General features: G+C 62.1%; 18 protein-coding genes. 11 read left to right on the top strand and 7 right to left on the bottom strand.

The features are described from left to right. Positions 1–5: 5 nt before the first annotated feature. The 4 genes from KHO31_RS21940 (at position 6) to KHO31_RS21925 (ending at position 3,873) form a co-directional block, all read left to right on the top strand. Positions 6–350 carry a cupin domain-containing protein gene (locus KHO31_RS21940; protein ID WP_201073750.1) on the top strand — a complete coding sequence of 115 codons (345 nt, stop codon included), beginning with the start codon at positions 6–8 and terminating at the stop codon, positions 348–350. A 287-nt stretch (positions 351–637) separates the two neighbouring features. Next, positions 638–1,996: an MFS transporter gene (locus KHO31_RS21935; protein WP_201073751.1), complete on the top strand. Its 1,359-nt coding sequence runs from the start codon at positions 638–640 to the stop codon at positions 1,994–1,996. 78 nt (positions 1,997–2,074) lie between these two features. After that, on the top strand, positions 2,075–3,469 hold the full coding sequence (locus tag KHO31_RS21930) for a short-chain fatty acid transporter (RefSeq protein ID WP_201073752.1): 1,395 nt from the start codon (positions 2,075–2,077) through the stop codon (positions 3,467–3,469). A 74-nt stretch (positions 3,470–3,543) separates the two neighbouring features. Continuing rightward, a complete protein-coding gene (locus tag KHO31_RS21925; protein WP_201073753.1) occupies positions 3,544–3,873 on the top strand; it encodes a hypothetical protein in 330 nt (109 codons plus the stop codon). Between the two features lie 98 nt (positions 3,874–3,971). Here the strand turns inward: KHO31_RS21925 and KHO31_RS21920 are convergent, their stop codons facing one another. The 5 genes from KHO31_RS21920 to KHO31_RS21900 form a co-directional block, all read right to left on the bottom strand. Further along, positions 3,972–5,936, bottom strand: coding sequence for a beta-galactosidase (locus tag KHO31_RS21920; RefSeq protein ID WP_211624167.1), 1,965 nt, complete (start codon positions 5,934–5,936; stop codon positions 3,972–3,974). Positions 5,937–5,973: 37 nt separating this feature from the next. Then, positions 5,974–6,825 carry a carbohydrate ABC transporter permease gene (locus KHO31_RS21915; protein WP_201073757.1) on the bottom strand — a complete coding sequence of 284 codons (852 nt, stop codon included), beginning with the start codon at positions 6,823–6,825 and terminating at the stop codon, positions 5,974–5,976. Between the two features lie 19 nt (positions 6,826–6,844). Beyond that, positions 6,845–7,750: a carbohydrate ABC transporter permease gene (locus KHO31_RS21910; protein WP_201107854.1), complete on the bottom strand. Its 906-nt coding sequence runs from the start codon at positions 7,748–7,750 to the stop codon at positions 6,845–6,847. Between the two features lie 65 nt (positions 7,751–7,815). Continuing rightward, complete coding sequence (locus KHO31_RS21905) at positions 7,816–9,069, bottom strand: ABC transporter substrate-binding protein (RefSeq protein WP_201107853.1); 1,254 nt, start codon at positions 9,067–9,069, stop codon at positions 7,816–7,818. Between the two features lie 117 nt (positions 9,070–9,186). Beyond that, entirely contained in the window at positions 9,187–10,326 is a 1,140-nt protein-coding gene (locus KHO31_RS21900) for an ABC transporter ATP-binding protein (protein ID WP_211624165.1), read from the bottom strand. A 205-nt stretch (positions 10,327–10,531) separates the two neighbouring features. On the opposite strand from KHO31_RS21900, the gene KHO31_RS21895 reads away from it, so the two are divergent. The 7 genes from KHO31_RS21895 to KHO31_RS21865 all read left to right on the top strand — a co-directional run bounded on the left by KHO31_RS21895 (position 10,532) and on the right by KHO31_RS21865 (position 18,510). Further along, on the top strand, positions 10,532–11,548 hold the full coding sequence (locus KHO31_RS21895) for a LacI family DNA-binding transcriptional regulator (RefSeq protein WP_201073762.1): 1,017 nt from the start codon (positions 10,532–10,534) through the stop codon (positions 11,546–11,548). A 198-nt stretch (positions 11,549–11,746) separates the two neighbouring features. Continuing rightward, complete coding sequence (locus KHO31_RS21890; protein WP_211624163.1) at positions 11,747–13,219, top strand: NAD-dependent succinate-semialdehyde dehydrogenase; 1,473 nt, start codon at positions 11,747–11,749, stop codon at positions 13,217–13,219. Positions 13,220–13,596: 377 nt separating this feature from the next. Continuing rightward, positions 13,597–14,946 carry an MFS transporter gene (locus KHO31_RS21885; protein ID WP_201073764.1) on the top strand — a complete coding sequence of 450 codons (1,350 nt, stop codon included), beginning with the start codon at positions 13,597–13,599 and terminating at the stop codon, positions 14,944–14,946. 57 nt (positions 14,947–15,003) lie between these two features. Continuing rightward, on the top strand, positions 15,004–16,221 hold the full coding sequence (locus KHO31_RS21880) for an acyl-CoA dehydrogenase family protein (RefSeq protein WP_201085258.1): 1,218 nt from the start codon (positions 15,004–15,006) through the stop codon (positions 16,219–16,221). Positions 16,222–16,238: 17 nt separating this feature from the next. Beyond that, a complete protein-coding gene (gene hpaC / locus KHO31_RS21875) occupies positions 16,239–16,811 on the top strand; it encodes a 4-hydroxyphenylacetate 3-monooxygenase, reductase component (protein ID WP_201085257.1) in 573 nt (190 codons plus the stop codon). 2 nt (positions 16,812–16,813) lie between these two features. Continuing rightward, positions 16,814–17,539, top strand: coding sequence for an EthD family reductase (locus tag KHO31_RS21870; protein WP_236072365.1), 726 nt, complete (start codon positions 16,814–16,816; stop codon positions 17,537–17,539). Between the two features lie 29 nt (positions 17,540–17,568). Next, positions 17,569–18,510, top strand: a complete 942-nt coding sequence (locus tag KHO31_RS21865) for a LysR family transcriptional regulator (RefSeq protein WP_211624161.1) — start codon at positions 17,569–17,571, stop codon at positions 18,508–18,510. A gap of 114 nt (positions 18,511–18,624) precedes the next feature. On the opposite strand, the gene KHO31_RS21860 is transcribed toward KHO31_RS21865, so the two are convergent. Together KHO31_RS21860 and KHO31_RS21855 are read right to left on the bottom strand one after the other, a co-directional pair. Continuing rightward, on the bottom strand, positions 18,625–19,479 hold the full coding sequence (locus tag KHO31_RS21860; protein WP_201085255.1) for an AraC family transcriptional regulator: 855 nt from the start codon (positions 19,477–19,479) through the stop codon (positions 18,625–18,627). Positions 19,480–19,502: 23 nt separating this feature from the next. After that, positions 19,503–20,216 (bottom strand): alanyl-tRNA editing protein, encoded by a 714-nt coding sequence (locus KHO31_RS21855; RefSeq protein ID WP_201085254.1) that lies wholly within the window; start codon positions 20,214–20,216, stop codon positions 19,503–19,505. Between the last annotated feature and the right edge of the window lie 101 nt (positions 20,217–20,317).

Genomic DNA, 20,317 nt, shown 5'->3' with positions numbered 1-20,317 from the left:
AGAAGATGAAGGTTCAAAGCATCAAGCAAAGCGTGAGTCTGCAGAATCTGGAAGACTGGGGCACGGCAGGGCTGCCCGGCACGACGCCGCTTCAGGTGTCGGGTGTGCAACGCGTCATCAAAGGCAGCGAATCCGTCGACACCGGTATTTTCGAGTGCACGGCGGGCACGTACCGCCGGTCGGTCAAGCAGGCCGAGGTGATGCACTTCCTCGCGGGGCGCGGCCGCTTCACGCCCGATAACGAAGAGACCGTCCATTTTGCAAGCGGCGACACGCTCTTTTTCGAAGCCAATACAGAAGGGCTTTGGGAAGTCGAGGAAACGATGCGAAAAGTTTATGTGATCTTCTGAGCACGGTCTGAAACACGACAGTCGGGTTATCCCGCGTTGCCCGCTTTTGTCAAACTACTTACAGTTCAGCATGTTCACATAAAGAATCGTAGTTCTATATACGAACACAATTGGCAAGTTCGATGCCGTACCAGCAGGTCAAACTGTCCGGGTACGATGCCTTGTCGAAGCGCACCGGCATCTATGCGTGCAGGCATCGTGCACCGTTTCTAAACGGCGTACGATCGTAAAAAGAAAGAAAGGCTCGTTACGACGAGCCTTTTCGTATTTGCAGTCAGGAGACCATCATGAGCCGCAGCACCGCCGTGAACGTTCAAACGTTTATCAACGACCATCCCTTCTCGCCGTTCCAGTGGCTCATCTTTTTCATGTGTTTCGTCATCGTCCTGCTGGACGGTTTTGACACCGCCGCGATCGGCTTCATTGCACCGTCGCTGATCGCCGAATGGGGCATCACCCGACCGGCGCTTGCGCCGGTGCTCAGCGCGGCGCTGTTCGGCCTCGCGTGCGGCGCGCTCGGCTCAGGGCCGCTGTCCGACCGGCTCGGACGGCGCTCGATGCTGCTCGGCTCGGTGCTGCTGTTCGGCGTGGCCTGCTTCGCCTCGGCGTTCTCGAACAGCATCGAACACCTGACCGTGCTGCGCTTCATCACCGGCGTCGGCCTCGGCGCGGCCATGCCGAACGCCGTGACGATGATGGGCGAGTACTGCCCGGACCGCCGCCGCGCGACCCTGATCAATCTGATGTTCTGCGGCTTTCCGCTGGGCGCGGCCTTCGGCGGATTTCTTGCTGCGTGGATGATCCCGCACTTCGGCTGGCGCAGCGTGCTGCTGCTCGGCGGCATCACACCGCTGTTGCTGCTGATCGTACTGGTGCTGAAGATGCCTGAATCGGTCCGCTACATGGTGGCCAACAGCCAGCCGGTCGAGCGGATCCGGGCAGCGCTGGCGCGCATTTCGAGCGAAGCGGCGCAGGCCGGCAGCTTCGTCATGACTGAAACCGCGCCGCAAACCGGCGGCAAGGGCATGAGCGTGGTGTTGTCGCGTTCGTACATCATCGGCTCGGTGATGCTGTGGATCGCGTACTTCATGGGCCTCGTGATTTTCTACGCGTCGATCAACTGGATGCCGATTCTGCTGAAGGACGCCGGACTCACGCCACAACGCGCGACGCTGATTTCCGCGCTGTTCCCGCTCGGTGGCGTGGGCGCCGTGCTGTGCGGGGTGCTGATGGACCGCTTCAACGCGAACCGCATTATCGCGGCCTGCTATGCGCTGACCGCGGTGAGCGTGTACTTCATCGGCCAGGCGGTCGGCAATGTCGGCGCGCTGGTGTTCATCGTGTTCGTCGCGGGCGTGCTGATGAATACCGCGCAGTCGTCGATGCCGGCGCTCGCCGCCGCGTTCTACCCGACCCAAGGTCGTGGTACAGGCGTGGCGTGGATGCTGGGGATCGGCCGCTTCGGCGGGATCGCAGGTTCGTTCCTCGTGGCCGAACTGACGCGCCGTCACTTCACGTTTGGTGGCATCTTCGCGATGATCGCAGTGGCGGGTCTGATTTCGTGCGTGGCCTTGCTGATCAAGCAGATGGCACGGCCGCACGTGGCGACGGCGGCTGGCGCGAAAACGGAGTCGTTTGGGCATTGAGCTGAATGTGGCCGCAGGCGTCAAGCGCGGCACCGGGACGTTTTGCAACAGCAGCTTGCGACCAGAGGGCTAGAAACCATGGACAAGAGAGACACCAACCCGGCCGATACAGGTCACAGCGCGCGCCGTGGAAATGTCGTTGCGGGTCTTGTCTATGTGTTTGAGCAGGTCATGCCGGACCCGTTTGTCCTTGCAATCGGCTTGACCCTGGTGGTGGCCTTGCTGGCGGTGGCTTTCGCGCCGCATGCTTCGCTGCCGGTGATCCTGACCGCCTGGTACGGTGGCACGTTCAACATTCTCGGCTTCGCGTTGCAGATGATCCTGATTCTCGCGACTGGCTATGCGATCGCGGACGCCCCCCTCGTCCAGCGCGGCTTGCGGGCGATGGCTGCCAACGTGCACACGCCGACCCGCGCAGCGCTGTTGGTCTTCCCGATCGTCGCGGTGGCCGCGTGGCTCAACTGGGGACTGGGCCTGGTTGTCGGTGCACTCCTGTCGCGCGAAATCGCCAAGCGTGTGAAGGTGGATTTCGCCTGGCTCGTAGCAGGGAGCTACTCGGCGTGGTCGGTCTGCAATAGCGGTTTGTCCAGCTCGATCGCGTTGTCGCAGGCGTCGCATGGCAACGCATTGAATCTCGTTGAGAAAGCCACCGGGCAGGTGATTCCATTGAGTCAGACTGTGTTCGCACCGTTCGTCTTCATCCCGACCGTACTGGTCGTTGTCGTCATGACGGCGATCTTCATCTGGATGCACCCGAAGCAGGACGATGTGGTCGCATTCAGTGAAACGCAACCCGAGCTTGCAGCAGCTGCACAGGCCGACCCGCATGCGCGGGACTCAAAGACCTCGTCGTTCGCTGCCCGCGCAGAACAGTCCATGCTCGGCACGCTGTTCCTGCTGGCGCTGGGCGTCGGCTATCTCGCGATGACGTGGTATAGCAAGGGCTTCGAGCTGGACATCAACACGACGATCCTGATCTTCCTGCTGGTCGGGCTCGCGCTTCAACGCACACCGATCGCTTATGCCGATGCGATTCGCCGCGCCGCGCGGCAGACCGGATCGATGCTGCTTCAATATCCGATGTACGGCGGCATCATGGGCATCATGACCGGGACCGGGTTGGCGTCGACGATCGCCAAGACGTTTGTGGCCATTGCGACCCCGGTGACGCTTCCAGTGCTGAGTTACTTCAGTTCGCTTATCATCACGCTGCTCATTCCCAGCGCAGGCGGACACTGGGCTGTTCAGGGACCTTTCGTTCTTCCCGCCGCCCTCAGCCTGCATGCTTCGGTTCCGCGCACCGCCATGGGTGTCGCCATGGCCGAAAACGTCTCGAACATGCTGCAGCCTTTCTGGGCCGTGCCCGTGGTTGCGATCGCGGGCATTCGCATCCAGCGTGTCATGGGCTACACGGCAATCACGTTTGCCGTATCGCTCGTGATCTATGCGGCGGCGCTTTGGTTGATTCCGTGATCCAGCGTAGCGACCGAGTAGTGGGAGAATCAGGTGCGCCTTCTTGACGGTGCGCATAACAACAGGATTTGGTAATGAAACGTGTAGTCGTATCAGCCGTGCTCGCAGTGTGCCTCGCCCAGCCGGCGGTTGAAGCCGTTGCACAAACAGTCAACAATCAGTGCTTTGCGATTGGCGATATTGCCGGCCAGGTGGCATCGTGGCGCGCTCACAAGAAAACCAAAGAGCAAGCACTTGCTCAAGCGGCCAAGTACTACAACAACGAGTCGGACCGGCAGGCCGTCTCCGGCATCATCGAGAAGATCTATAGCCCCGATGCGCCACACATGACGCCTGATCAGGCCAGCATGGCGTTCACATCAGACTGCGCGAAGCAGCAGAAATCGCAGGCACCCACGCAGTAGCGCCTGCTGTCCGCAAGGATTTCCCGGGCTGAAGCACTTGAAGTTATGCCCTCGATAACGTCCTCTTCCGGCTTGACCAAGCCCATTGACGCGAGGGACTACGCATCCTTCCATGCGCAGACATCGCCGGTTTTCAACTGTGGATGTCCCAGCACAAAAATCGCATTGATCGGAGCGGGCGCCTGCACTTGCTCCGGGCCGAAGTTGAACGCGAAGGTCAGATCGCCGCGTCGGCGAATGCGCAGGCCCTCGGCGAGCAGTTGCGTCTCGATGCCCGCCTGTTTCGCCGCTTGCTGCAGAACCGCGCGATGCAACGCGTGTGATAACCAACCCGCCACATAGCGAACCCGCCCGTGGATGAGGATCGCTGGCCACGTGTCGTCGAATTGCGCGTCGACTGTCGTCCCGTCATTGGCGCGAACGTGCTCGCGCCAATGCATCGCGACACCTTGCATGCCTCCTATCGAAAGCGCTGGCGTGAGCGTCGGGCGCAACGTTTCGACTTCGAGTACCTGCATCGGCAGAACGCGTTGCAACGCTCCGGGCGGCAAGTTCGACGGAATGGCAAAGGTCGTGGTCTTCGATCCGCTCCGCGGACCGAAGACCCATTGCGCCGAACTCCGCTCGATCTGGTCAACGAGCGTGTCGTCGATCACGGCAATGCTCGGCACCACCACCAACCGGTATGGCGAAAGATCAGCGTTGCTCGACACGATGTCGACGTCGAGGCCGAGTTCACGCAGCGCTTCGTAGTAGTCGAAGACCAGCGTCTGGTAATCGAAAGTTTTGCCATGACGTTGAATCTCGAACATCCACTGCGTCTCGTAATCGAAGACGATCGCGGTGACTGCGCGCTCGGGCGCGCCGAGCCCAGACAGCGCAGCGGACGAAGCAATCTCGCGCGCCGCCTGCTGCACTTCGAGGCCACCCGGTGACAGTTCGTTATTCGGCAGATTGAGCCCGGAATGCATCTGCTCCTGCGCATAGGGACACTGACGCCAACGGAAATACGACACCAGTTCCGCGCCGTGCGCGAACGCTTCATAAGCCCATAGCCTGACCATGCCCTTCGCCGGCACCGGATTCCACGGTGCCCAGTTCACCGGCCCTGCCTGCTGCTCCATCACCCAGAAACGGCCGGCGCCGATCGCGCGATAGCGGTCGTGATCGAACGCGGAGACGTCGGGATGCGCAGTACGTGCGTAGCGCGCCTTCTGCTCTTCAGGCAGCGCGATCGATTCGGTGCGCGCGATCGGATAGCTGTCCCATGCAGCCACGTCGAGCGCGTTGTCTTCGGCGAATCGGTAGTGATCGAAGGTCGTGAAGAAGCCCATGAAGTTATGCAGCAGATCCGCCTCGGGTGCATGCTGACGCAGCACGTCGATCTGCTCGCGATGGAAGCTGGCCACCTCATCCGACATGAAGCGGCGGAAGTCGAGCAGATGGATCGGATTGGCGTCCGTGGGCGTCAGGTTAGGCAGGCCGATCGCCTCGAATGACGGGTACTCCATGCTCCAGAACACGTTGCCCCATGCGTCGTTCAACGCGTCGACGCTCTCATAACGATGCTGCAGCCACGTCTGAAAGCGCGTCAATGCGGCGGAAGAGTAGCTCGGCACGGTCTCATGGCAGCCGAGTTCGTTATCGGTCTGCCACGCCACGATAGACGGATGCCGACCGTAGCGCTCCGCCATTGCCGCGACGATACGCACACACTCGCGCCGATAACGCTCGCTGGAGATATCGTAGTGACGACGCGAGCCGAAATTCCAGCGCACGCTGTCCGCGCGGACCGGCAACACGTCCGGGTGCGCGTCGATCAGCCACTTCGGCGGCGACGCGGTCGGTGTACCCAGTACGAGTTTCAGCCCCGCTGCCGCCAGCGTCTCGACCGCTTCGTCGAGCCAGTCCCACGCGTATTCGCCGGCGCGCGGCTCCATCCGGCTCCACGCGAATTCCGCGATCCGCACATGCGTAATGCCGAGTTCGACCATACGTTTTGCATCGTCGGCCCACATCGAACGCGGCCATTGTTCGGGGTAATAGCAAACACCAAGTTGCATGAGAGAGTCTCTTTGATAGATGAGGGCAAACGGGCGATCAGCCCTTGCTTGCACCGAAAGTCAGGCCGGCGACGAAATGCTTCTGCATCAGGAAGAACATCAGCACGGAGGGCAATGCGGCAAGCACCGAACCTGCGGCGACAAGATTCCACGCCGTCGTCCATTGGCCTTTGAGCGCGGCGACGCCCACCGTGATCGGTGCGGCCTCATCGCCTTGCGTGAGGCACAGCGCCCAGAAGTAGTCGTTCCAGACAAACGTGAATACGAGGATGCCGAGCGCGGCGAGCGCGGGCCGGATCAGCGGCAGCACGATGCGCCAGTAGATCGTCCATTCGCTCGCCCCTTCTACGCGTGCCGCCTCGATCATCTCGAACGGCAACTGCTTGATGAAGTTGCGCAGAAACAGCGTACAAAAGCCGGTCTGAAACGACACATGAAAAATCACCAGCGCCCACACGCTATTGAAAAGGCCCACTTTCAGCGCCATGTCGCGCACCGGGATCATCAGAATCTGGATCGGTACGAAGTTGCCGGCTACAAAGGCGAACAGCACAGCGGTATTGCCCGGGAACCGGTAGGTGGCCAAAGCAAAACCTGCCATCGACGCCAGCACGATCGCGCCGAACACCGACGGCACCGTAATCAGCACGCTATTGGCGAAGTAATGGAGCATCGGCGTTTGCGTAAGCGCCGTGCCGTAGTTTTCGATAAACGCGAAATGCGTGGGCCAGCCCCAGTAGTCGCCTTGCGACAACTCGTCCGAAGAGCGGATCGAGGTGACGAGCACGGCCAGCATCGGCAGTAGCCATATCAGCAGCGCGAGCGGCAACGACGCTTTGTACAGCGCGCGATTGAGCGGTTTCCAGCGTTCGACGGGAAGCGGGTACATGACACGTGACTCCTGGAAATCAGCGTTCTTCGCGCAGCATGCGGCGCAGATGGAACACGATGTAGACGAGCATGATGGCGAACAGCACGACGGCAATCGCCGCGGAATAGCCTTCGCGGTAGTACTTGATCGCCTGGTCGTACATGTAATAGGCGAGCACGGTTGAGCTATCGAATGGACCGCCGCCGCTCATCACCGCGATCAGGTCGAAGCTGCGCAGCGCACCGATCACGGTCAGCACGACGGCCATGAACGTCGCGGGTCGCAATTGCGGAAGGATCACGTGCCATAGCAGGCGCACGCCTTTCGCGCCCTCCATGCGCGCCGCCTCGACCACTTCTGGATTGATGCCTGTCAGCCCGGTGAGATACAGCACCATGCAGAACGGCGTTTGCGGCCACAGCGCGGCGAAGATGATGCCGAAGGTGACGGTGTGCGGATCGCCGAGCACGGGAATACCGTGGCCGACGATCAGCCTCAGCAAGCCGAAACCCGGATCGTAAAACCAGCTGAACACGAGACCCACCACTACGCCCGAGAGCACGAACGGCGCGAAAAACAGCGACTTCACGACCCGCATGCCACTGATATGCTGGTTCAGATATAACGCGAACAGCAGGCCGAGCGGCGGCGCCAACAGGAACAGCGCGAGCCAGATCAGATTGTTCTTGAGCGCCGTGTAGAACGTGTCCGCATGAAACAGCTCGATGTAGTTATCGAAGCCCGCGAACGTCTTCGGCGTCATTCCATCCCAGTTGTAAAAGCTGAGCGAAATGCTGCTGATAATCGGATAGACCACGCACAGGCAAAACAACACACAGCCCGGCAGAAGGAAGATAAGCGCCGCACGGTGCTGATGACGGCGCGTCGTAGAGACGTGCCGGTGCCGCGCCGCGGGTAGGCGGCGCGCTGCGGAATAAGACATGTTTGGGCCTCGTCGGAGATCGAAGGCGAGCGCCAGCTGTTGCTATACGGCTGGCGCTCCGGGGCTTACTTCTTGTAGATGCGCTTGCGGGTCGCTTCGAGGCGAACGAGCACGGCGTCGAGTTGCGTCGGATCGCTGTAGAACTGCTGCATCGCTTTCATGCCTTCGTCGGCCATTTCCTTCTGCATGTCGCGATCGTAGAACTGCGCGATGCCGCCCTTGGTGTTCGCGAGCGTCTGGAAGCCGACCTTCGAAATCGGATCGTCAGGTTCGGTCGCCAGACTGTTCGACGGCAGCGTTCCCCAGCCCTTGGCGAGATCGGCGTTGATCTGCGGTTGTTCCATGAAGGCCAGCAGCCTGCGGGCATCGGCCTTGTTCTTCGCCTTCGCCGGAATCAGCAGCACGTTGACCGGACCGTCTTCGGCCATCGGCACATTCGCGTCGATCACCGGGAAGCGGAAGAAGCCAGTCTGCGGCCGGAGAGACGCGGGAATGCTCGCCGAGAAGAACGTGCCCATCAGCATCATCGAGGCCTTGCCGTTCACGAGAAACGGTGCAATCGAATCGAGGTCGTAGGAGAGTGCGTTGTCGATGAAGTAGTGATCGTCGATCAGCGTTTTCCACGCGGCGTAGACCTTTTTGACGCGCGGATCGGTGTACGGGATTTCGCCGGCCATCAACTGCTGGTGGAACGCATTGCCGTTGATGCGCAGGTCGAGATAGTCGAACCATGCAGCAAGCGTCCAGCTATCGCGTGCCGCGACGGCGATCGGTGCGACACCACTTGCTTTCAGCTTCTTGCAGGCGTCGAGGAATTCATCCCATGTTTGCGGCTCGCCCTTGATACCGGCCTTCTCGAACAGATCCTTGCGATAGAAGAAGCCATAAGCGTCGTAACCGAGCGGCGCGGCGTACTGCTTGCCCTTATACGTCGAGGCGTCCTTCACCGATGCATACTGCTGCGACCAGCCGTTCTTGCTCCAGTCAGACGACAGGTCTTCGAGCAGGCCACGTTGCGCGTAATACGCCATCCGCTCGCCGTCGTGCCACGACACGACATCAGGCGGATCGGTGGCGAGCCACCCACCCATCTGCACCTTGTACGCTTCCTCTGTGATGTAGGTCACCTTGAGATCGACGTCGGGATTGGCTTTCTTGAACTTGTCGAACGCGTCTTGCCACGTCGAGCGCTGATTACCGCGCGCCGACACGTTGACGGTTAGCGTAGCCGCGTCGGCCGCGGTGGAACAAATTGCGCCTGCGACCAGAGCGGCCGCAATCGACGCGTGTGCCAGACGGCGAAGGCGAAGAGAAATCATCTTATGTCTCCTTGACTACCTTGTTGGCTGACAGCGAGTCGCTGCCAGACGATGTACCCGCTCTGTGGCGGAATAGGGTTTTGTGAATCCGGTGGCGCTTTGGATGCCCGAGGCGCATTAAGCCGCAACTCGCTCGGGCTCGAACGTGCTGCGTCGCAGTGCAACGCCTTCCGCATCGAACAGATGACATGCGGAAGGTGGAACGTGAATGCAGATGCGCTCGCCCGAACCGATCGGCGTATCGCCCGCGGCTTTAGCGATGAGCGTGCCGGTCGCGTGATCCGCATGGATATAGCTGTGCTCGCCGAGCCGTTCCGACAGCACCGTCACACCCTGAATGAACTGCTCGTCGCCATCGAGGCGCAGATGTTCCGGGCGCACGCCGAGCGTGACAGGCTGGCCACGCTGCAATCGTCGGCCATCGACATTCGCCGTGAGCCGGTCGCCGCTTTTCGTCAATGTGACGGCCACCTTGCCCGCATCGACCGAATCGACCACCGCGTCGATAAAATTCATCCGCGGCGAACCGATGAAACCCGCCACAAAGCGCGACTTCGGATGGTGATACAACTCGAGCGGCGCGCCTGTCTGCGCGATGCTGCCGAAGCGCTCCGCGTCTGCTCCGGCGTGCAGCAGCACGATTCTGTCGGCAAGCGTCATCGCCTCGACCTGATCGTGGGTCACATAGACCACGCTCGCGTTTGCAAAGCGCTGGTGCAGACGGGCGATTTCGACGCGCGTCTGGCCGCGCAACGCAGCGTCGAGATTCGACAGCGGCTCGTCGAACAGGAACACGCCAGGTTCGCGCACAATTGCCCGGCCGATCGCAACACGTTGCCGCTGCCCGCCCGAGAGTGCTTTCGGATAGCGATCGAGGAAGGCGTCCAGTTGCAGGATGCGCGCGGCTTCGCGCACCTTCCGGTCGACGACGTCCTTGGGTTGCTTCGCGAGTTTCAGACCGAACGCCATGTTGTCGAACACGGTCATGTGCGGAAACAGCGCGTAGCTCTGGAACACCATCGCCACGCCGCGCCCGGCAGCGGGCACATCGTTCACGAGGCGGCCGCCAATGTGCAATTCGCCTTCGCTCAGGTCTTCGAGACCGGCGATCATTCTCAGCAGGGTCGACTTGCCGCAACCCGAGGGCCCCAGAAAAACGCAGAACTCGTGCTGCGCTATCTCGAGATTCACGCGCCGGATCACCGGCGGATGGTCACCGTACGACTTCTGCACGTTCGTAAGACGAATCGTAGCCATGCTGCTGCCTCCTGGATTTAACCGCTTAAATTTCTGTGAAAAATAAACGGCCGGCTCTTGTGCAGCAGGCATTTAATCGCTTAAATTCGAGTTCGAAGGAAAAAGTCATGGTGGGTGTCTCAGTTGTGTTTTGCAGAAACTTATCAACGTCGCCCGTTGCTTGCAACATTTGAATCGCATTCCCTGAATATGGGATAAACAGAAAATGGTCACCCTGTCCGAAGTCGCGAAGCGCGCGCACGTTACTGCCGCGACCGTTTCCAATGTCCTGCGCAACCGCGAAAAGGTCCGCCCGGAGACTGCCGAACGCGTGCTGAAAGCGATCGCCGATCTCGGCTACCGGCCCAATCTGAACGCGCGCGCACTGGCGGAGGGCCGCTCGTCGACTTTGGCCTTAATGTTGTCGAACATTGCGAACCCGTTCTACCCCGAATTCGTGTCGGCTGCGGAGCGAGCAGCGCGCAAAGCGGGGTACTTCCTGATGGTTTGCAATACTGACGACGATGCGGAGGTCGGCCGTGCGTATCTGAACCAGATCGCCGGCACGCTCGCGGACGGTGTCCTCGTGATGAACACGGACATCAAGTTCAACGAGTTGTGCGCGTCGGCCACGCACAGCGCGCCGATCTTGCTGGCGATGTGGGAACACCCGGAGACGCCGCCCGCGCTGCCCTGCATCGCCGTGGATTTCGCACACGCCGGTGCGCTTGCCGCGAGGCATCTGCTCGAACTGGGTCACCGCGAGATCGGCCTGCTGATCGGCGATGGTTGCGGCGGCTTGCAGGATGCGCGCTCCAACGGATTTCGCGCGGTGATGCGTGAGGCCGGGATCGAAGCAGACGCCGCGGCGGTGCTGCAGATCCGCGACTCGATCGACGCAGGCTACGCTGCCTGCATGCAGTTGATGGCGAGCCGCCCTCACCTCACCGCGATTTTCGCGACCAACGATCTGCTGGCGATTGGCGCGGCACAGGCGTTGATCACGCTTGGCCGTGCGGTGCCGAACGATGTGTCGGTCATCGGCATTACGGACATTCAACTGGCGCACCAGGTGCACCCCGCGTTGACGACCGTCGCGATCCAGACGCCAGCCGTGGCGCAGTTGTCGATCGAGAGTCTGATCCGCTTGATTCAGACGCCTGAACAGCAGCCGTCGATGGTACTTGGACCGCCGCCGCAACTCATTGTGCGGGCGTCGACGGGACCGCGGCGCATGAATTGAGGCGCGAGAATGCGCGTGCGGCAGGCCGCGCAACGCGGCCGTCGCCAGGCCCGACACAGCACCTTCACCCCACAATCAGCAGAAAATGCTGCGCGGCCTGAAAAAAAACGCTCCACGCGCCGCAAAAGCCTCGATTGGCGATTTCGTCGACTGCCATGCGCGCGTAGCATCGAAGCATCAATCTGAAGGAGCAACCCGATGTCTCTCGCATTGACTCGCAATGAACTGATTCGTCCGCAGAATCTGATCGACGGCAAGTGGATCGACGCCGCCGACGCCGCCCGCTTTCCAGTCACCAACCCGGCCACCGGCGAATTGATCGTCGAAGTCGCGAACAGCGGCGCATCGGACGCTCGCGCCGCCACCGACGCTGCGGCCCGCGCCTTCCCCGCGTGGCGCGACAAGCTGCCGCGCGAACGCGCAGAGGTTCTGCGTCGCTGGCATGCGCTGATCGTCGCCAATACTGAAGACCTCGCAAAGCTGATGTCGATGGAACAAGGCAAGCCGCTCGGGGAAAGCCGCGGCGAAGTCGCCTACGGTGCCTCGTACGTCGCATGGTTCGCCGACGAGGCGACACGCATCTACGGCGATCTGATCCCACAGCAACAACGCGGCAAACGCATGAGCGCGGTGAAGGAACCGGTCGGCGTGATCGCGGCGATCACGCCGTGGAATTTCCCGCTGGCGATGATCGCGCGCAAGATCGCGCCCGCGCTCGCGGCCGGATGCACGGTAGTCGCCAAGCCCGCCGAAGACACGCCGCTGACCGCGCTCGCGCTGGCAGCGCTCGCCCAGGAAGCCGGCTTGCCGGACGGCGTGCTGAACATGCTGTCGGCTTCGCGTGAACAGGGGATTGCGGCGGTCGCGGACTGGCTCGCCGACGCACGCGTACGCAAGATCACCTTCACCGGATCGACGCCGGTCGGCAAGCATCTCGCCCGCGAATCGGCTGGAACGCTGAAGAAGCTATCACTGGAATTGGGCGGCAATGCGCCCTTCATCGTATTCGACGACGCCGATCTCGACGCGGCGGTCACCGGCTTGATGGCCTCCAAGTTCCGCAATGGCGGGCAGACGTGCGTGTGCCCGAACCGCGTCTATGTGCAGTCCGGCGTCTACGCGCGCTTCGCCGATCTGCTCGCGAAACGCGTCGCCGCCTTGAAGGTTGCGCCCGCAACCGATCCGGACGCTCAGATCGGCCCGATGATCAATGAGCGCGCCATCGACAAGATTGCCCGTCACGTCGAAGACGCCGTCAAACACGGCGCGAAAGTGCTGACAGGTGGCAAGCGTTTGACGGAGCTCGGCCCGAACTACTATGCACCGACCGTGCTAACCGATGCGCGGGACGACATGCTCGTTTGCTGCGAGGAAACGTTTGGGCCGGTGGCGCCGCTATTCCGCTTCGATGACGAAGCCGAAGCGATCCGCGTCGCTAACGACACGCCGTTCGGCCTCGCTGCCTACTTCTACACGCAGGACGTACGGCGCATCAATCGCGTTGCCAGCCAGCTCGAAGCGGGCGTGATCGGCATCAACGAAGGCGCCGTGTCGAGCGAAGCGGCGCCGTTCGGCGGCGTGAAGGAATCGGGCTATGGCCGCGAGGGATCAAAGTACGGGCTCGACGATTACATGTCGATCAAGTACCTGTGCCAGGGTGGTCTGGATTAACACGCTCCCGCACTTTCCGTGATATCCGCCTGACGCTTACGCCTCGCTTAATGCGAGGCGTAAGCGTCAAGTCAGCATGGTGTTGCGACGACTCATGGCGCGCGTGCGCTGCGAGCACCTGGTCGCACGCCCGACAATCTCCCTCAGTTATCCTCATGATTGACCCACAGTGCAGGGGTTCGTAGCTGCACGCCCAGTACACGCCGCCTCCTTCCCTCGTCATGCATCCCATTCATGACGCCCATTTTTGTCCCTAATTTGACCGGGTTTTCTCGCGGCTCTATGGTTCGGCCATGCCTGCCGGATTCGTATCGCCGCTCCCGCCGATCAGCATGGCCGGGACGCGGAACCCTCAACATCGTGACCTTCCACATGCCATGAACTCTGACGCGACCGCCGCTCTCACGCCCCTGCCCGCTCTTCGGCCAACCAGCAAGGTTCGTCGCGCGGTGACGACAGCGGTGCTCGGCCAGATCCTCGAATGGTATGACTTTTTTCTCTATGGAACCGCCGCCGCGCTGGTGTTCGGCAAGCTGTTCTTTCCAGTCGGCAGCGATCCGCTGACGGGCACGATCGCGGCGTTCGGCGGCTTTACCGTGGGCTTCATCGCGCGGCCCATCGGTGGCGTGCTGTGCGGCCATATCGGCGACCGCTACGGCCGCAAGACCGTCATGATGCTGACGCTACTGGTGATGGGCACCGCTACCGTCGGCATGGGTCTTCTGCCGACCTACCAGCAGATCGGCATCGCAGCACCGGTCCTGCTCGTGCTGTTGCGCATCCTGCAAGGGCTGGCCGCAGGCGGAGAATGGAGCGGCAGCATCCTGCTGATTCACGAAAACGCGCCCGCTTCGAAACGCGGCGCGCTGGCGGCATGGAGTCCGTGCGGGGCGGCGTTCGGCTTCGTGCTGTCGACCGCTGCCTTCCTGCTCGTGCAGACGCTGTCGCCCTCCGACTTCCACAACTGGGGCTGGCGTGTGCCATTCCTCTGCAGCGCCGTGCTGGTCGCGCTCGGGCTATGGATGCGCCGCTCCGTGGACGAAAGTGCGGAGTTCGCCGAAGTGAAGGCCACGCGCCGCGACAGCCGCATGCCGATCGTCGAGGTGCTGCTTCAATGTCCACGCGAAGTGCTGACGGTGTTCGGCCTGCGCTTCGGCGAGGGCGCCGCGTCCTACATCTTCTTCGCGTTCTCGATCGCCTATAGCCAGTTCCTCGGCATCAAATCAAGCTGGGTGCTCGGCGGCCTGACCTTGTCGATGCTGCTGATGATCCCCGTTTCGCTGTTGATGGGACGCCTCACCGACAAAATCGGCCGCAAACCCGTCTATCTCGCCGGCGCAATCGCCATGGTGCTGGTCGCGTATCCGTACTTCACGTTGCTCGGCTCCGGCGTGCTGTGGAAAGTTATTGCGGCCCTCGTACTCGCCAACAGCATCACACTCGGCATTCTCGAAGGCGCACAGCCCGCCTTCATCAGTGAATTGCTGCCGGTCCATCTGCGCTTCTCGGGACTGGGTATCGGCCGCGAGATTTCGTCGGTACTTGGCGGCGGCCTCTCGCCGATGGTGGCTACCGCGTTGCTCGCCCATTACCGCAGCGCCACGCCAGTCGCCATTTACCTCGTCGTGCTTGGCTTGATCACCGTGCTCGCGACGTGTCTCGCGCCCGAGACCTTCCCCAAAGCGCTGCGGCTCGAGGCGCAACGTAAAGAGCAAGACAACGCCTGACGCCCAGCCGGCACCACGTCAGCCCGACCCCCTCATTCATTTCCCTACGTTGTCATCATGCAAAGCCTTCAGACAAGCACTCTTTCGACGTACGCCTACGAACCTCGCGCGATCGATCACGCGGATCCTTATCCTGAGTACGCAGGTCCGATTACGCTTGACGCGCTGATCGGCGAGATCGAGCGTCGCCGGGACGAATTCGATCAAGTGTCGCATGTTCCGCGCGACATGGTCGCGAAGATGAAACGCGCCGGGATTTTCCGCGCGAGCACGCCGCAGCGTTTCGGCGGCGACGCGCTGCCGCCGCCGCAATTCCTGCGCATCCTCGAGCGCATTGCGATCGCCGACGGCTCAACCGCCTGGGTCGCCGCGTTCGGCTCGGCGAACACGTATCTCGCCGCGCTGCCGATCGAGACGCAGCAGCACATTTACGCCACCGGCCCGGACCAGGTTTTCTCCGGCGGCCTCTATCCGCTGCAACCGGCCACCCGGGTCGCCGGCGGCTTCACGGTCAGTGGCCAATGGCGCTTTGCCAGCGGCTGCAAGGGCGCGGACTGGATCGGTGTCGGGATCGGCGGCACGCCTGCCAATTCCGGCGATGCAGGCGCCGGCAAGCCGTTCACCGCGGTCTTTCCCGCGCATGAGGTCGAGATTGTCGAGAACTGGAACGTCGTCGGTATGCAGGGCACCGGCAGCCACGACTTGCGCTTGCACGACAAATTCGTCGATGCGCAATGGACGTTTGTACGCGGCGGCCAGCCATTGATCGATGAACCGCTCTACCGCTATCCCGCCGTCGCCTATCAGGCGCAAGTGCATGCCGCCGTCAATATCGGCCTCGCGCGCGCCGCGCTCGATCTGCTGACCGGCATGTCCGGCTCAACCAAAACTACCACAGGCGCGCCGCGTCTCGCGGACCGCGGTTATTACCGCTCAGGTCTGGCGAAAGCCGAGGCCAACTGGCGCAGCGCCCGCGCGTTTTTCTACGAAGCCGCAGCCACCGCCTGGCAAACGATCATCGCCGGCGACCCCGTCACGCAGGAACAGGCCAACCTGTTGCGCCTCAGCGCGACACACGCCGCGCAGATCTGCGCCGAGGTCGTCATGCAGGCTTACCAGATGGCGGGCATCGCCGCGATCTATCGCGAGAACCGTCTGCAGCGTCTGGTGCGTGATTCGATCGTCGTGACCCAGCACGCGTTTCTTGGCGAAGGGACCTACGACGCATCCGGCGCGCTGTTCGCCGGCGTGCCGCCGGTCACGCCTTATCCCTGATGCACATGATGCCCCCGATGCAATCAGCACTCCACCACCACGAGGCAGAGAACGTGACGATCGAAGACACCAGAAAGCGTTTCCGCGACGCCATGGCGTGCCTGCCCGCCGCCGTCAACGTCATCACCACGGACGGGCCAGACGGCCGCTGCGGCATCACCGCAAGCGCCGTGTGCTCGGTAACGGACGCGCCGCCGACGATGCTCGTCTGTATCAACCAGGCCAGCTACGTCCACGACGTTCTGCACCGCAACCGCAACGTGTGCATCAATGTGCTCGCCGCCGAGTATCAGGATCTCGCGCGCGATTTCGCCGGCATGACAGCGGGTTCGATGGACGAGCGGTTCGGACGACATGCATGGGCGAGCGGACAGGCTTCGGTGCCCGTTCTCTCGGATGCGATTGCCAGTCTGGAAGGCGAAATTGTCGACATCAAAACGGTCGGCTCGCACTCCGTGATGTTCGCGCAGATCCGGCACATTACACTGCGATCCGATGGTGACGGGCTCATCTATTTCGGGCGGCAGTTCCATCGCCTGACGCGGCCGGCAGCGGTCACGCCGTCCGCCCACGCGCATACCGGGAGGTAAGCGTGGAGGTCTGCTTCTTTCTTCTCGCCCACTGCGACGACGCAGCCGAAATGCGCTTGCCTATCGACCCATCATGGCTCGCAGCGGCATCGCGTGACATACCAGGGCTGACGCGTTTCGTGATCCATCTGCCTGCGGCGTCGCCGGATAGCGACCCGCTGTCGAAGCCCCATGCTTCGAGCCCCTGCTGCGCATTGCAATGGTATTTCGACGATCTCGGCTTGCTCGAAACCGCCCTGCAAACCAACGGCGCGATGCAGCGGGTCGTGGACCGCACAACCAACGCTGCCGAAGTCGATCTCACGTTCGCGCAGCAAGTCATGGCAGTCCGGTCATTCACCACACCGAATCCAGGCGGCACAGATCACACAGATCATCGCGCTGAGCGATGCACCTACCTCGTCAGCTACGAAGGCGAAGCGGAAGATTTCAACGCGTGGCTGACGCACTACATCACCCATCATCCGCCGCTCATGGCGCAACTGCCCGGCATTCGCGAGCTGGAAATCTACACGCGACTCGACTTCCGGTCCGGCCTGACTATTCCGCGCGCCACCGCCATGCAGCGTAACAAGGTCGTCTTCGATAATCCCGACGCGCTCGCCGCGGCGCTGGCGTCGCCGATCCGTGCCCACATGAAGGCGGATTTCAACGCATTTCCGCCGTATAGCGGCCCCACCCCGCATTTCCCTATGCGCAGCATTTACGGTAATCTGAATCCGATATAAACGCCCCTCATTGCCGCGATCCGAACGTCATGACCAAGTCGCACCCCGGCATTACGGATTTGAATCTGCTGCGCGTGTTTCTGGCCATCTCCGATCTGCGCAGCCTGACCGCCGCGGGCGAGCGACTCGGCCTGACGCAACCGGCGGTCAGCCATGCGCTGCGCCGTTTGCGTATCTTGTTCGACGACCCGCTGTTCGTTCGAACGCCCACCGGCATGGTCCCAACCGACGCCGCTTTGCACTTGCACGGGCCCCTCACGCAAGCGTTCGGCATCATCAACGTGGCGGTCCAGCAACTCGCGAAGTTCGACCCCGCCACCGCGCAACGTACATTCCACGTTTCCATGTCGGACATGTCGGAGTTCTATTTTCTGCCGCCGCTTCTCAGCATGCTCGACCAGAACGCGCGCGGCATCCGCATCGAGATCGCGAACTTTCCCGTCGACGCGGTAAGCGCCGCCATGCGCAGCGGCAAGATCGATCTGGCGCTCGGCTACGTACCGGGCCTCGATCCGGGGTGCGTGAGCAGGACCCTGTTCGTCGACGAACATGTCTGCGTGGTGCGGGCAGGCCACCCGCTACGCAAACAGAAGCCGACCAAGGAAGACCTCGCGGGCTTGCGCTACGTCTACGCGAGCACAAACGCAACCGGGCACAGGATGGTCGAGCAATGGCTGGAAGAACTGAATCTGCGGCGGGATATCGTCTTGCGACTGCCTCATTTTGTCGTGGCGCCCGAGATCGTTCAACATACCGATCTCGCTGTCATTTTCCCGAGGAGCATTGCGCAGCGCTTTAACCGCAACAAGGCTTTTCGCATCCTTCCCCTGCCGTTCTCCTTGCCGCCAATCGAAATTCAGGTCCATTCGCACTCGCAATTTTCGGCGGACCCGGGCATTGCCTGGCTCCTCGATGCGATCTACACCCTATTCCATCAGCCGTCGACCGACACGGAGGCGAGACGTAAGTGAACCTTAGGGCGTTACAGCGCTTCGTGTTTCTGCAGGAAACGTGTGCCTCATGGCGGAATATCTGAACGCTGCAACGCTCCTTGAACGTGCGCAACGTGCGGAGCAACGCGCTGCCTAATGCCCAGGCTTCAGCGCCGCATATGTACCCGGCGTGAACCCATATGCCCGCTTGAAAAGCCGGTTGAGATGGCTTTGATCGTAGAAACCGACGGCCGCAGCGGCCGTCGCCGCGCTATGCCCCGCCGCGAGCATCCGTTTGGCCGCGAGTAGCCGCACCTGCGTTGCATAGGCGTGCGGCGGCAGCCCAAACTCCTTGCAGAAGGCACGCGTGAGGTAATAGCGGCTCAGCCCCACCAGTTCCGCCAGTTCGTCGACCGGGATATCGCGCGCATAGTTGGCGGCAACGTACTCACGCACTTGCGCAATCTTGCGGGCTTCGCGGCGCACTTCGCCGAGTTCGTGCCGCGATTGCCCATATCGCCCGACCAGCATCCCCATCGCAGCCCACCAGTTGGCCTGCCGCTCCATCAGCGAGACCGAGCCGTGTTCGTCGAGACTCGCATGCGCCTTGACCAGCAGACCGGCAAGGTGTGCGTCCTGGTAGAGCCCGGGCGGAATCAGAAGCGGTTTGTCAGGACGCGAGTCGGGCGAAAACACCGCACCCAGCGCACCGAGACCCTCCATGTCGAGATAGATGGCGCGGTAATTCCATTCGCGCCCTTCCCACACCTCGCCGCTGTGATACTCGCCGGGTCCGAACACGAGCACGCTGCCGGGTCCGGCGACCTCGCTGCCGGCGCGCGTATGACACTGCCCCGCACCAGATTCCGTCATGACAATGACGAGCTCGTCGTGCAGATGCCGGTTGAATTTGTGCTCGCCGTAGCGGGCACTCGCAAGACAGGCGCCGTCGAGCGCGCCGTCTCGCCAGCACACCACCTCTGGCCCGCCTTTATCCGATGTGTCCACGGGTCGTTCTCCCGCAATGCCCTTCAAACCAGTTCTATTCTGACACGGCGATTGCGGCGGCCCTTGTTCTCGATCTTCACGATGCGGATCGGCCTCGATTGCGCTGTATTGGTCAAATGCGTGCCGCCGCACGCCTGCCGGTCCAGGTCGCCGATTTCGACGATCCGCACCGTGCCGTCGGAGGTCGGTGGCGGCGCCACCGAGAGACTGCGGATCAGGCCCTGCGTCGATTTCGCCTCCGCTGCGCTGACGTAGTAGGTGCGCACGTCCATGGCGCTGCGGATCACCTCGTTGGCAGGTTCCTCCAGTAGGCGCAGCGCATCGTTATCCGCTTCGGGCAAATCGAAGTCCATGCGAGCGGTGCCGTCGGCATTGATCTGCGCGCCGGTCACGAGCGCGCCGGCAAAGCGCTGATACACGAGGGCGTTGAGAATATGCGTGGCCGTGTGAAGCTGCGCGACGGTGGCACGCCGGGCCGCGTCGACGGCCACGTGGACGTCGCCGTTCAGTTCGAGCGGCTCATCGAGCAGATGCCAGAGCATGCCGCCTTCAGCCTCGACGCCGCTGATGCGGACAACGCCGTGCGCATGCGTCAGCGTCGCCGCGTCCGACACCTGACCTCCGCCGCCCGGGTGCAAGGCCGAGCGGCCCAGCACGACCGCGCCGGGCCGCGCGGCGATCACGCTCGTTTCGAACTCGAGTAGGTCCGGCTGCTCATGGCAAAGATAGTGCGCCACCTTGAAATCCCCGCATGAAATGACTGATTACGCCTAGCATACCCAGTCTCATGGGAGGTCGTCTTGGTTAAAAATGCCCTGCGCAATTGGGGGCGGAGCAT

Origin of the sequence: Paraburkholderia domus (assembly GCF_905220705.1) — a bacterium.
Classification (GTDB): Bacteria; Pseudomonadota; Gammaproteobacteria; order Burkholderiales; family Burkholderiaceae; genus Paraburkholderia; species Paraburkholderia domus.
This window is presented reverse-complemented; position numbering and strand designations above follow the sequence as displayed.